At 66.1% G+C, this 11839-nt stretch carries 12 protein-coding genes; 5 read left to right on the top strand and 7 right to left on the bottom strand.

Going from position 1 to position 11839, the window contains the following annotated elements; genetic code table 11:
- Positions 1-343: 343 nt before the first annotated feature.
- From ACH0BZ_RS16065 to ACH0BZ_RS16040, 6 genes are all read right to left on the bottom strand, one after another.
- On the bottom strand, positions 344-733 hold the full coding sequence (locus tag ACH0BZ_RS16065) for a four-helix bundle copper-binding protein (RefSeq protein ID WP_228549190.1): 390 nt from the start codon (positions 731-733) through the stop codon (positions 344-346).
- Between the two features lie 181 nt (positions 734-914).
- Positions 915-2216, bottom strand: coding sequence for an APC family permease (locus ACH0BZ_RS16060; protein WP_406899730.1), 1302 nt, complete (start codon positions 2214-2216; stop codon positions 915-917).
- A gap of 68 nt (positions 2217-2284) precedes the next feature.
- Positions 2285-2881 carry a CueP family metal-binding protein gene (locus ACH0BZ_RS16055; RefSeq protein WP_406899729.1) on the bottom strand — a complete coding sequence of 199 codons (597 nt, stop codon included), beginning with the start codon at positions 2879-2881 and terminating at the stop codon, positions 2285-2287.
- Entirely contained in the window at positions 2878-5016 is a 2139-nt protein-coding gene (locus ACH0BZ_RS16050) for a heavy metal translocating P-type ATPase (protein ID WP_406899728.1), read from the bottom strand. Before ACH0BZ_RS16050 ends, ACH0BZ_RS16055 begins: the two co-directional genes overlap by 4 nt.
- A gap of 34 nt (positions 5017-5050) precedes the next feature.
- On the bottom strand, positions 5051-5677 hold the full coding sequence (locus ACH0BZ_RS16045; protein WP_406899726.1) for a YdhK family protein: 627 nt from the start codon (positions 5675-5677) through the stop codon (positions 5051-5053).
- Between the two features lie 41 nt (positions 5678-5718).
- Positions 5719-7209, bottom strand: coding sequence for a multicopper oxidase family protein (locus tag ACH0BZ_RS16040; protein WP_406899731.1), 1491 nt, complete (start codon positions 7207-7209; stop codon positions 5719-5721).
- Positions 7210-7469: 260 nt separating this feature from the next.
- Between ACH0BZ_RS16040 and ACH0BZ_RS16035 the strand changes: the two genes are divergently transcribed.
- The 4 genes from ACH0BZ_RS16035 (at position 7470) to ACH0BZ_RS16020 (ending at position 10220) form a co-directional block, all read left to right on the top strand.
- The gene (locus tag ACH0BZ_RS16035; protein WP_406899725.1) at positions 7470-8225 is read left to right on the top strand and encodes a response regulator; all 756 of its coding nucleotides are present in this window, start codon (positions 7470-7472) and stop codon (positions 8223-8225) included.
- Positions 8226-8317: 92 nt separating this feature from the next.
- Positions 8318-9373, top strand: coding sequence for a sensor histidine kinase (locus ACH0BZ_RS16030; protein ID WP_406899724.1), 1056 nt, complete (start codon positions 8318-8320; stop codon positions 9371-9373).
- Between the two features lie 239 nt (positions 9374-9612).
- Complete coding sequence (locus tag ACH0BZ_RS16025) at positions 9613-9939, top strand: hypothetical protein (RefSeq protein ID WP_406899723.1); 327 nt, start codon at positions 9613-9615, stop codon at positions 9937-9939.
- Complete coding sequence (locus tag ACH0BZ_RS16020; protein WP_406899722.1) at positions 9936-10220, top strand: ribbon-helix-helix protein, CopG family; 285 nt, start codon at positions 9936-9938, stop codon at positions 10218-10220. Before ACH0BZ_RS16025 ends, ACH0BZ_RS16020 begins: the two co-directional genes overlap by 4 nt.
- 228 nt (positions 10221-10448) lie before the next feature.
- Here the strand turns inward: ACH0BZ_RS16020 and ACH0BZ_RS16015 are convergent, their stop codons facing one another.
- Entirely contained in the window at positions 10449-11081 is a 633-nt protein-coding gene (locus tag ACH0BZ_RS16015; RefSeq protein WP_406899721.1) for a class I SAM-dependent methyltransferase, read from the bottom strand.
- A 222-nt stretch (positions 11082-11303) separates the two neighbouring features.
- Here ACH0BZ_RS16015 and ACH0BZ_RS16010 point away from each other — a divergent pair, with 222 nt between their 5' ends.
- Positions 11304-11816, top strand: a complete 513-nt coding sequence (locus ACH0BZ_RS16010) for a toll/interleukin-1 receptor domain-containing protein (protein WP_406899720.1) — start codon at positions 11304-11306, stop codon at positions 11814-11816.
- Positions 11817-11839 lie beyond the last annotated feature (23 nt).

Below are 11839 nucleotides of genomic sequence, written 5' to 3'. Positions count from 1 at the left end.
GATCCTGCTGCGACATCTCGCACCGCCCAAAAATGGCTCGCGTGTTGTGCGAAAGTGTCGCATGAAATGCGAATCGCGACAAGAGGCCGCAGGTAGCAGCGCCGCCACCATCCAGCCATCGGCTGGCGGTCACGGTCCCACAAGGGCGGAAGCGCTGGCCCGGCACCTGTTCACGCGCAGGTCACGCGGCCTGTCGGACACTACGGGCGAGGGGCAGTTCGGGGAGGGGCCGAGTTCGCACAATCTACAACTCGGCATCGTTCACTTTACATAACGTCTGGATATCGGCGGGTGGCCCAGCCTGGTCGATTGTCGTACGACCGACCAGACCGGGCATTGATCGTTAGCTGATCGCGGACAGGAGTTCGGTGCAGGCCTGTTCGCATTTGCGGCAGGCTTCGGCGCAGACTCGACAATGCTCGTGCATGTCCTCGTGCTTCTTACACTCGGTGGCACATTCTGCGCATGCTGTCCGGCATGCCTCGAGCGTGGTCTTGACCGTGGCGAGGTTCTGCCCGGTGCGACGGCTGAGGATTTTGCCAGTGGTTGCGCAGAGATCGGCGCAGTCAAGGTTGAGGCGAATGCAGTTCCGTAGGTCTGCGACCATCTCTTCGGCCAGGCAGGCGTCAGCGCACGAGGTGCAAGTCTGTGCGCATTCGAGACACGCGGCGATGCAGTCGGCAAGCTTCTGCACGTCTATGCCGGAAGCGTCGTTGGGGTGGGTTTCGATCATTGAAGTGATGTGAGACATCGATGTGTTCCCTTCTTCTCCGAGTCGTCGCTGGAGGCGCCCAGCTAACGCCGATGCTACTGATGCGCAGAACTGGCTACAGTCCCTCGGTTCGACCTTCGCAGAATCTTTGTAATAACAAGCGTCCAATACCCGTTGTATCGGCTTTTCGCAGAAGGGCGGATCATTGTGCGGAGCGGTGACGCACGGTGATCCACTGCGCTGTGATGATGACTAGGGCCACGATCGCGGTGATGCCCAGCGTGAGTGGGTCGGACTGCGCCTTGAGCAGGAGGAAGGGTACGAGCACTGCGACGTCGAGGACGATCGCGACCCACGGGATCCACGCCTTGGCATTGACGTCGTCCTTGAGGTGTCGGACGATCCCGTAGTGGATGGCGATGTCCATGGCTAGGTACAGGATCGCCCCCAGGGAGGCGATCTGTGACAGGTCGAAGAAGGCCGCCATGAGGATCGCCAGGCCGGCTGTGATGTAGAGCGACTGGTGTCCGCCGGCTCCGGGCAGTCCCGGCACCTGGCCCATGTCGCGGAGCATGTCGTAGAGCTTGGACACTGAGAACAGGCTCGCGATGAGTCCGGACAGCGTCGCGACCACCGCGATGGCCACGGTCAGCGTCACGCCCCAGGATCCGAACATCGGCTCTGCCGCCTCGGCGAGGGCGTAGTCGCGGGCCCCGATGATCTGCGGCACGGTCAGGCTGGCGGTCACTGCGACGGTAATCAACAGATAGAGGACGGTGCACAGGGCGATGGAGATCATGATGGAGCGGCCGATATTGCGCTCCGGGGCCCGCAGGTCCGCACCCTGGTTGGTGATCGTGGTGAAGCCCTTGTAGGCCAAGATGCACAGGGTCACGCCGGCCAGAAATCCCCACCAACCGTGGCCCGGTGGGGTGCGGTCGGCGACGGTGAACAGCCGGCCCAGCGAGGACACGCCCGCGGCCATGATGCCGCCGATCGCCAGCACCGCGATGCCCACGATCTTGAGCGCCGCGGTAGCGGTGGCTGAGCGCTCGACCCACTGGTTGCCCACCAGGTTCACCAGAGCGGCTGCGGCGATGGCGAGCACCGCCAGTACGGGCACCCACAGGGAGGAGTCCTGCATTCCGAATGGCTGCAGCACGTAGGTGCCGAAGGTCCGCCCCAGCAGGGACTCAGCGAGGATCATCGACACGTACATGAACAGGGAGAACGTGCCGGCGACCACCCCGGGCCCGTAGGCGGCTTTGAGCAGCATCGCGATCCCGCCCGAGGACGGGTTGGTGGCCGAGTACCGGATGTAGGAGTAGGAGCTGAACGCCACCACTATCGCGCCGGCGAAAAACGCCCATGGCACCCAGCCGCCGGCCAGTTCGGCGACCTGGCCCACGAGGGCGAAGATGCCGGCGCCGATCATGACCCCGGTTCCCAGTGCGACGGATCCGGTGAGAGTGAGCTTGTCTTGGGACTGCGTGCTGTGGTCCATGCTGAGGCGCACTACCTTCCTGCCAGGTGGTTGCCGCGTCGGTGGCCTTACTGGCGCGAGGAGGGGTGTCAGGCGAGTTGCATAGTGGTTAGGCAGGTGAGGTCCTGGTCCCCGGTGGAGATCGGAGCCGTGGCCGTTCTGCCGTCGTGGTCGATGGTGAGCGTGGCTGAGATGTCTCGCGGTAGCCAGAGCCCGAGGAAACCGTTGTCGTAGGTGGTTCGCGGCTCGTCGAGGAGAGTGTCACCGGTGGCGTTGTTGGTGATGGTGACGTGCACCTGTTCGCCTGGCATTTCGCCGAGGCAGGTGGTCAGGCTGTGGAAGTGGCAGGAGTGGGTTCTGTTTTCGTAAGGCGCTACCGAGAGGTAGAACCCATCTTCTTGGGTGGGCAGCGTGGCGAGGTTCTCGCCGCCGCTGGTCAGGACCAGTTCAGTGGGGTGCACCGAGGCGATGAGATCGTCTGGCCGGTCGGCGACCGGCATAGCGTCGAGTGTGTCGATGATCTCGGGGGCGTCGAGCCCGGCGAGCCCGTAGGTCTCCAGGGATGCTGGAGATGAGGCGGTTTCAGAGTCGACGCTGCTGCCGGTTGAGCAGCCGGCCAGGGCCAGGGCGCCGGCAGCGAGAAGGGCGATCGCGGTTCGTCGCCGTGTGGGGTGGGTGGTGATCATCCTCGGTGCTCTCGCTTCCTGGTTGTGGTGAGGTTTTCAGGGCGCAGGTCGAGGCGTCGTAGGAGTTGGGCGTTGAGAGCTACGACGACGGTGGAGGCGGACATGAGGACGGCGCCGACGCTCATGGGCAGTACGAACCCGATCGGGGTGAGGACACCTGCGGCCAGCGGCACGGCGGCGAGGTTGTAGCCGGCCGCCCACCACAGGTTCTGCTTCATCTTGCGGTAGCTCGCCCGGGACAGTTCGATGACCGACAGCACTGATCTGGGGTCTGATGAGGCCAGGATGACCCCGGCGGAGCCGATCGCCACATCGGTGCCGGCGCCGATGGCGATGCCCACGTCGGCTTGGGCCAGGGCGGGGGCGTCGTTGACCCCGTCGCCGACCATGGCGACCTTCTTGCCTTCGGACTGCAGTTCCGCGACCTTGGCGGCCTTGTCTTCGGGCCGGACCCCGGCGAAGACGCGGTCGATGCCGAGGTCGGCGGCGACGGTGTCGGCCACGGCTTTCGCGTCGCCGGTGATCATGACGACGAGAGCTCCGGCGTCGTGCAGGGCGTCGACGGCCGCGCGGGATTCGGGCCGGATCTCGTCGGCCAGCCGCAGTGCGCCGATCACCCGGCCGTCGGCGAGGACGTGCAGGATGATCGCGCCCTCGTCGCGCCACTGGTCGGCGACGGGCAGTTCATCGCGTTCGTGCTGATCGAGCAGGTAGGGGCCGCCGACTTCGACCACGGTGCCGCCCACCGTGGCCCTCACGCCCACGGCCGGGGAGGAGGAGAAGTCGGTCGCCGTCGACACGGTGAGGTCCTGGGCCCGTGCGGCCCCGACGACGGCTCTGGCGAGAGGGTGTTCGCTGTCGCTTTCGGCTGCGGCGGCCAGGGCGAGCACCTCGTTCTCGGTGTGCCCGTCTATCGCTTTGATTCCGGTGATGGTGGGTTCGCCCTTGGTCAGGGTGCCGGTCTTGTCGAACAGGACGGCGTCGATGGTGCGCATCGACTCGAGCGCGAGTCGGTCCTTGATCAATACGCCGCCGCGGGCGGCGCGTTCGGTGGCGATCGACACCACGAGCGGGATCGCCAGGCCGAGAGCGTGGGGGCAGGCGATGACCAGCACGGTGACCGTGCGCACCACCGCCGCGTCGGGCAGGCCGAGCACGCTCCAGACGGCGGCGGTGATCACGGCTGAGGCGAGGGCGAACCAGAACAGCCATCCGGCGGCGGTGTCGGCGAGGCGCTGGGCGCGAGAGGACGAGGCCTGTGCGTCGGTGACCAGTTTCTGAATCCCGGCCAGCGCGGTGTCCTCACCGATGGCGGTGACCTCGACGCGCAGGCCCGAGTCGGTGGCGACCGTGCCGGCGACGACGTGGTCGCCGGTATCGCGGCGGACCGTCTGGGATTCGCCGGTGACCATGGATTCGTCCATGCTGGCCGAGCCGTCGATGATCTTGCCGTCGGCGGGTACCGACGCCCCGGGGCGGACGATCACCACGTCCCCGACCTGAAGCTCGGCCGGGGCGACGGTGATGACGTTCTCGCCGTCGACCTTCTCGGCCTCATCCGGCAGCAGCGCCGCCAGTGAATCCAGTGCGGAGGTGGTCTGCGCCAGCGAGCGCATCTCGATCCAGTGGCCCAGCAGCATGATGACCACCAGCAGGGCCAGTTCCCACCAGAAGTTCAGCGCGTGATCGAGCACGCCCAGGCTCGCGCCCCAGGAGGCGGTGAACGCCACGGTGATCGCCAGGCCGATGAGCAGCATCATGCCGGGCTGGCGAGCGCGGATCTCGGACACGGCCCCGGTCAGGAACGGCCTGCCGCCCCAGAGGTAGACCACGGTGCCCAGGGCGGGGGAGACCCACCAGACCCACCGGGCCTCGGGCAGGTCGTAGCCGATGAGGTGGGCGAACATGTCGTTGAACGCCACCACCGGGACCGCCAGGACGAGGGTGATCCAGAACAGTCGTCGGAACTGACCGACATGATCACCGTGCCCGCCATGGCCTGCATGGTCGTGGCCACTATGGTTCTCGTGCCTGCCGTGAGACTCGTGTACCGAGTGCTCGTCGTGCGTGTGGTGACCGGCTTGCTCGCGTGCCGGGGCCTCGGCGGTTCCGTGGTGGGTGTGCTGGTCGTTCATGGTCTGTCTGTCCCTCCAGCGCGGTTGCTGTTGCCTAGGACGCGGGCTGGATCTCGCTTTCGACGACCCACTTGTGGTTCGTCATCGTCATTCCGTCAGCTTCGAAGTCCACGACATAGACGGTTTCGTCGGTCGAGGACGCGATCGTCGCCGTTGTCCCGCGCATGCCTGGCATGTGCTCGGCGGTGACGGTCACTTCGGTGCCATCGTCGAGACGGTCATCGCCGACGCCTTCGAGCTCTTCCTGCACGACCCACTTGTGGTCGAGCACGGGATTGTTGCCGTCGGTGGGGGTGTAGTCGATCGCGTAGGTGTAGGTGTCGTAGGCGCCGACGATGGTGGCGGTGGCGCCGTTCATGCCCTCGATGTGGTCGGCCGTCAGCGTGACTTCGGTGCCGACCGGGTAGGTCGGATCGGTGGCCTGCGCCATGCCTTCAGGTACCGGGCCGCCGTCCGCAGGGTGGTCCATGCCATCGTGGCCCCCTTGGCCGCCATGGGTGTCCTCGTTCTGTGTGGCGGCGGCGCTGCCTGTCGCGGGAGTGGATGTGGTGGTTGCCGGGATGGACGCGGCCGGGGTGTCTTCGGTGCTATCGGTACAGGCCGATAGTGCCAGCGTGGCGGCGATCAGGGTGGCGGGGATCAGCATGGTGGTGCGGGTCATGGTGGTGGAGTGCCTTTCGGGTTGATAAGCAAAGTAGGAGGTCAGGCCAGGTAAGACAGGGTGGTCATCATTCCGGCCTCCATGTGGTAGGCGTTGTGGCAGTGAAGGGCCCACTGGCCGGGGTTGTCGGTGTCGACTTCGATCTCCGCGGTGCGCATGGGTCGGATGGTGACGGTGTCTTTGCGCAGTCCGCTATCGGCGAGGGCGAAGGTGTGGCCGTGCAGGTGCATGGGGTGGGCCATGTCGGACATGTTGCGCAGTCGCATCCGAACGCGCTGACCGCGGGAGACCTCCAGCGGTGTGGTGTCGGGATGAGCCTGCCCGTTGAGGGTCCAGCGGTAGGGCATCATGCTGCCGCCCAGGTCGACGCTGAGATAACGGTCGTGACCCCGGTCTGTCAGGCGCGATACCGGTGCCGGGGTCAGGTCTGCCGGAAGCAGCACCGGCCGGTCGAGTTCGATGGGACGGGGGTCGGCGGGCAGGTCGCCGGCACCGGTGCGCACGATGGCGAAAGCGTGGCCGTTCTTGCCTTCAGCCTCGGCGAAGATTGGGAATGCCCCGTCGGCCAAGGTGACCAGGACGTCGACTCGCTCGCCCATGGCGAGCAGGATCGATTCTGTCTGGTGCGGTGTGGTGGGAAAGCCGTCGGTGTGGGTGACGGTCATCGTGTGCCCGCCGACGGCGACGCGGAAGAAGGTGTCGGCGCCGGCGTTGATGAACCGGATTTTCGCCCGCTGTCCCGGTCTGGCGGTCCACCGGACCGGGTCGGCGGGAACCTTCCCGTTGAGCAGGAAGTGCGGGTAACTGACGTCGCCGGCGGCGCCGAGCAGCCGGGAGTTCATGCTCTGGTGTCCTGGACCGTCGTGCATCCGGCCGTGGCCCATCGATCCCATTGCTCGACCTTGAGTAGCCGGAGTGTCGATGCCCAAGGCTTGGGCCGCGTCGTTCGGGGTGCCGTCGATGCCGTCGAGCCAGTCATCGACGACGACCACCCATTCATGGTCGAAGTCCCCCGGCTCGGCCGGGTCGTCGATGATCAGCGGGCCGTATAGGCCCCGGTCGAGCTGCAGCCCAGAATGCGAGTGGTACCAGTGGGTACCGGCATCCGGAACGGTGAACTCGTAGGTGAATCGGCCACCTGGCTCGATCGCCTCCTGGGTCAGGCCGGGCACGCCGTCCATGTCGTTGCGCAGGGCGACGCCGTGCCAGTGCACGCTGGTCGGTTCGTCGAGCTGGTTATCGACCTGCACGCGCAGCAGGTCACCGACCCCGGCCCGCAGGACAGGGCCCGGCACGGTAGGAGTGTAGGCCCAGGTGGCGACCACGATCCCACCCAGGTCCACCTCCACCGGACGAGGGGACAAGCGGGCGTCGACGATGCGCTGACCTGCACGCTGGCGCTGCGCCTCGACATCGCCCACCACCGGGTCCGATGCCGCCACAGGCACCCCCGAGGGGCCGGACCGACCACACGCGCCCAAAGCCCCGGCGCCAGCCAGAGCCGACCCGAGGAGAAATGCTCTCCGCGACATCCCGGTCACTGTTGCGACTCCGCCGACGGATCACCGAACAGCGCGGTAACCAGCAGCATCGTCGAGGCCCACAGGGTGGCCACGACGACGCAGCCGAGCAGCATCCCGCCCCACCCGACCATGATGCACCTCCCGCGTCTGACTTCAGTGGCCATCGTGACCGTGCATCCCGGCAGCTTCGATGGAGATCGTGTGAAGATTCGATCAAGACCCCCCACCGCAGTGACGGGCCACCAGCCGGTGAGGCGAAGATGACGGGCATGCCCTTTGCCGATGACCCCGGTGACCGCCGTCCGCGCCGCACCGATTCCCCCGGGTTGCGGGCGCTGGTAGTTGACGACGAAGAACCCCTGGCCGATCTGGTGGGTTCCTATCTCGAGCGCGACGGATTTGTCGTCACGATCACCGGTGACGGCCAGGATGCTGTGGACCTGGCCCGCCGCATCGCCCCGGATGTGATCGTTCTCGACCTGGGACTGCCCGGGCTGGACGGAATCGAGGTCTGCCGGCAGGTCAGAACCCACAGTGACGCGTACATCGTCATGCTCACCGCCCGGACCGACGAGGTCGACACCCTGATCGGGTTGTCTGTGGGCGCAGACGACTACATGACCAAACCGTTCAGCCCTCGAGAGCTCTCGGCCAGGATTCAGGCGATGATGCGCCGACCACGAGGAGGCCCTACCGGGGGCGGCGGAAAGGCATCACCCCATGTGCGCTCGATCGGTCAGCTGACCATCGACACCGCCGGGCGAGAGGTCACCGTCGGTGGTACCACCGTAAGTCTGACCCGCACCGAGTTCGACATCTTCGCCGCCCTGGCCCGCGACCCCGGGATCGTCGTCACCCGCGCGCAGTTGATGGCCGCAGTGTGGGGTCCGAACTGGGTGGGCGATGACCACCTAGTCGACGTCCACATCGGCCACCTGCGTCGCAAACTCGGCGACGACGCCGCTGTGGGCCGCTACGTCCGCACGGTCAGAGGGGTCGGCTACCGCATGGGACCAGGCCAATGAGGCCCACCCCATCACCGCACACAGTCGACGGTCGGCCTCGGCCCCGTCGTCGCGCGGCCGGAGTCAGCTTCGGCACCCGCCTGCTGCTGGCGATGACCAGCGTGGTCGTCGGATGCACAGCCAGCGCGTGGCTCGTCGCCTCCGCACTGGCCCCTGGCATCTTCCATGATCACCTCGGTCAGGCCGGCATCGATCACAACTCCACCCAAGCCGCCCACGTCGAAGAGGCATTTACCGTCGCGATCATCCTGGCCTGGGGACTCGCGGTGGGCATCGCGGTGCTGCTGGCACTGGCAGCGACCTGGTACCTCACCCACCGAGTCCAACGCTCAGTCACCATGGTCACCACCACCACCGCCGACATCGCCCAAGGGCACTACGCGACTCGGATGGCCAGCCCGAAGCTCGGCCGAGAGTTCGACGACTTGGCCACTAGCGTCAACGAACTCGCCCGACGTCTGGATGCCACCGACGCCACCAGACGACGAATGCTCGCCGACCTCGGTCACGAGATGCGCACCCCGCTGGCCACCATTGACTCCTACCTCGAGGCCATCGACGACGGTGTGCGCAGCTTCGACGACACCACCCGGCAGGTGCTGTGGGCGGCCACCCGACGTCTCGAACGCCTCGCCGCGGACATCGTCGCCGTCTCCGACGCGGAAGAACACCTCACCCGACTGCACCCGGCCCTGACCACCACAGACGCCCTCATAGCCACTGCCGCCGAGGCAGCACGCGAACGCTACCTCGACAAAGGCGTGCACCTGCGTCTGCGTGAGATCGACCCGGTCGCCGTCACCGTCGATGCCGACCGAATCGGACAGGCACTGGCCAACCTCCTCGACAACGCGCTGCGCCACACCCCACCCGGCGGGACCGTGACCCTCAGCAGCCACCGCCCGGGCCCGGGAACCGTCGCCATCACCGTCTCCGACACCGGAGACGGCATCGCCGCCGAGCACCTCGACCACCTCTTCGACCGCTTCTACCGCGCCGACCCCGCCCGAGGCCGAACCGCCGGCGGCAGTGGAATCGGCCTCGCGATCACCCGGGCACTCGTCGAAGCACACGGAGGACGCATCCGCGTCACCAGTCACGGCCCGGGCCACGGCGCCCAGTTCACCGTCGACCTGCCCGCCGGATGATGCGCGCACAACACCGGGGGCTCAATTTGATGGGTCGCCCCGACCTGCACTCACACTGACAGTGAACCTTACTTCCCAGTGCTACAGAATCAGCGGATAACGGCAGCGGATGTCTGGCCGCTGAAGTTGACCGGAGGACGCCCCCGGACGCCAGCTTGTCATAAGATAGCTTATCGGCGCGTTGAAAGTCCAGTTCAGGGGGTGTTCCTGGCACCCCAAAACCGTGATACGGTTTTGGGGTGAAGATAGTGATCTACGCGTCCGCACGCCGGCACGGCATCGCAGACACGGAGATCCGGGCGGTAATCGAGCATCCGATCGTCCGCTATCGGCTGGCGCCTCGCGCAGAGCCGGACGCGCAGCTGGTGCGGATGATTGGAGACCCGGCCGGTGGGCCGCTGGTCGAGGTGGTCGCAGACCGGGTTCATGCCGACGAGCTGCACGTGTTCCACGCGATGCTGCTGACGTCGGCGGTGGCGCGTGAAGTACTCGAGGCCACCGGAGGATTGCTCGACTTGTCCGACGGCGTTAGTCGCCGTCAGCGAACACAACGGGAGGGATCATGAGTAACGCCAGAGACCGTGAAGCGCGCTACGAGCGGCTAGCTGATGTCGTAGAAGCTGGCGACTACGAGGTGGTCGACCGTTCTGTCGAGGTGCGGCCGGACTACCAGCCCGGCAGACCGCGCCGCGGGGACGCGACCGAGGAGACCCGGCCCCTCGCAGTCCGGCTGACCGAGGCCGATCGCGATCGCTTGGCGGAGTACGCCGAGCGGACCGGGCAGCCGATGAGTGCGGTCATCCGAGCGGCCATTGACGAGTACCTCAGTAACCATCCAGCCGCCTAAGTCTGCGAGGCGATCGACCTGAACGTAATCGCTTTCCCATCCGCGGAACTTGTTGCAAGAGATGATCGCTAGGCCTCTCACGTTGTAAAAGCGAACTTGAGAGGCAGCAACCTGCGCCGGAGGGGATCGGACTCGGGGCGGACGGTGGTCTCGCGTGTCCGAGGAAATGAGAGGGGGCGGTTGCGACTGACCGCAATGTCGGCCGGAGCATTGAGATCCGTTCCGCCCCTAACTGCGGTAGGCCAGCAGTGCTGCGTGGGGACGATGTCCGGGATCGTGTCGGTGCTCCTGGTGGATGATCGTGAACCCTGCTCGGTGAACGGTCTCGAGCATGATTGTCAGGGGCCAGGTGAAGGCGGGCGCCACGGCGTGGGGGAACTCTTCGACCTTGTCCCCGTCGAAGAACGCGAGGAGCAGTTGCCCTCCCGGCGCCATTGATTGGTACATCGTTGTCAGGGCGGTGGGCACCTCTTTGGGGTCTAGGTGGATAAGGGAGTACCACGAGAAGAGCCCGGCCAGGGGGGCGGCCAGGTTGGTCAGGTCGTCGATGGACCCTCGGCGGAACTGCACGGTCGGGTAGGTGCGCTGCGCGTGGTCTATGAACTCTTCAACTGGGTCGATTCCCATTGCGTTGATCCCGGCTTCGGCGAGGTAGGCGGTCCAGTGGCCGGGGCCGCACCCGATGTCGACTACTCGTCCTGAACATCTGCGGGCCCAGCGGTCAACCAGGTCTCGGTCCTCGGGCGCGGTTGAACTGATGCGGCCGAGGAGGTTGATGTATTCGTGCGCGCGGGCTGAGTAGGCCGCATGGACGGGGTTGAGGTGGTCTGGAGTGCGTGATCGGCTGTTCATGCGGGCCATCCGTTCACGCTAGCCGCGGGTGTCGCACATGGTCCTCGTCAACGCCCCTCTTCTGCGCTGCACGACCGTGCTACACCGGCACGGGTCGGGTTTAACGTGGCGAACTGCACCGATCCCCGACACGGGGAGAGAGCAACAGGCATCGCGGTAGGGGATCGTCTAATGCGACATAGGTGAACGCAGGGGATTGAGTCTGGGGTAGCAGTTCGGCAAGGTGTTCGCATGCCGACTTCTCCGACTCCCGATCCTCCGGTTGCCTTCGTCTCTTACTCTTGGGCCAGTAAGGAGCACGTCGGGTGGGTGATTAACCTGGCTCGCCGCTTGCGGGCAAACGGTGTCGACGTCCACCTCGACAGGTGGGACGTGAGCCTCGGCCACGACCTGTACCTGTTCATGGAGCGGTACGCCGATCCGTCGGCCCGCGTACTAGTTGTGCTCTCTGACGACTATGGCGCCAAAGCTGACCGTCGCGACGAGATGCCTTCCGGAGTCGGCACCGAGACGGCGATTGTCTCCCCAACCGTCTATCGCAAATTGGGCGGAAACCGGGTCATCCCGGTTGTCCCGGACTCCGGCACAGTGGCAGGCGACCCTATTGAGCCCACCTATTTAGTAGGCCGGACTTGGGTTGACTTCCGGCGAGACCACGAAGCGGCGTACGAGCAACTGTTGCGCGATCTGCTGTCAAGGGCCAGTGAGTTCTGCCCAGGGGCGGTCTTGAGACCTGCCCGGTGACGGTCACCAGATCTGCCCGGAGA

This window comes from Dietzia sp. 179-F 9C3 NHS (assembly GCF_045369825.1).
In the GTDB taxonomy this organism is placed as follows: Bacteria; Actinomycetota; Actinomycetes; order Mycobacteriales; family Mycobacteriaceae; genus Dietzia.
This window is presented reverse-complemented; position numbering and strand designations above follow the sequence as displayed.

Excerpts from the sequence above, each read along its gene's own strand:
- ACH0BZ_RS16060 (WP_406899730.1), bottom strand. The coding sequence starts at position 2,216 with ATGGACCACAGCACGCAGTCCCAAGACAAGCTCACTCTCACCGGATCC.
- ACH0BZ_RS16035 (WP_406899725.1), top strand. The coding sequence starts at position 7,470 with ATGCCCTTTGCCGATGACCCCGGTGACCGCCGTCCGCGCCGCACCGAT.
- ACH0BZ_RS16065 (WP_228549190.1), bottom strand. The coding sequence starts at position 733 with ATGATCGAAACCCACCCCAACGACGCTTCCGGCATAGACGTGCAGAAG.
- ACH0BZ_RS16045 (WP_406899726.1), bottom strand. The coding sequence starts at position 5,677 with ATGACCCGCACCACCATGCTGATCCCCGCCACCCTGATCGCCGCCACG.
- ACH0BZ_RS16010 (WP_406899720.1), top strand. The coding sequence starts at position 11,304 with ATGCCGACTTCTCCGACTCCCGATCCTCCGGTTGCCTTCGTCTCTTAC.
- ACH0BZ_RS16015 (WP_406899721.1), bottom strand. The coding sequence starts at position 11,081 with ATGGCCCGCATGAACAGCCGATCACGCACTCCAGACCACCTCAACCCC.
- ACH0BZ_RS16040 (WP_406899731.1), bottom strand. The coding sequence starts at position 7,209 with ATGTCGCGGAGAGCATTTCTCCTCGGGTCGGCTCTGGCTGGCGCCGGG.
- ACH0BZ_RS16050 (WP_406899728.1), bottom strand. The coding sequence starts at position 5,016 with ATGAACGACCAGCACACCCACCACGGAACCGCCGAGGCCCCGGCACGC.
- ACH0BZ_RS16030 (WP_406899724.1), top strand. The coding sequence starts at position 8,318 with ATGACCAGCGTGGTCGTCGGATGCACAGCCAGCGCGTGGCTCGTCGCC.
- ACH0BZ_RS16020 (WP_406899722.1), top strand. The coding sequence starts at position 9,936 with ATGAGTAACGCCAGAGACCGTGAAGCGCGCTACGAGCGGCTAGCTGAT.
- ACH0BZ_RS16055 (WP_406899729.1), bottom strand. The coding sequence starts at position 2,881 with ATGATCACCACCCACCCCACACGGCGACGAACCGCGATCGCCCTTCTC.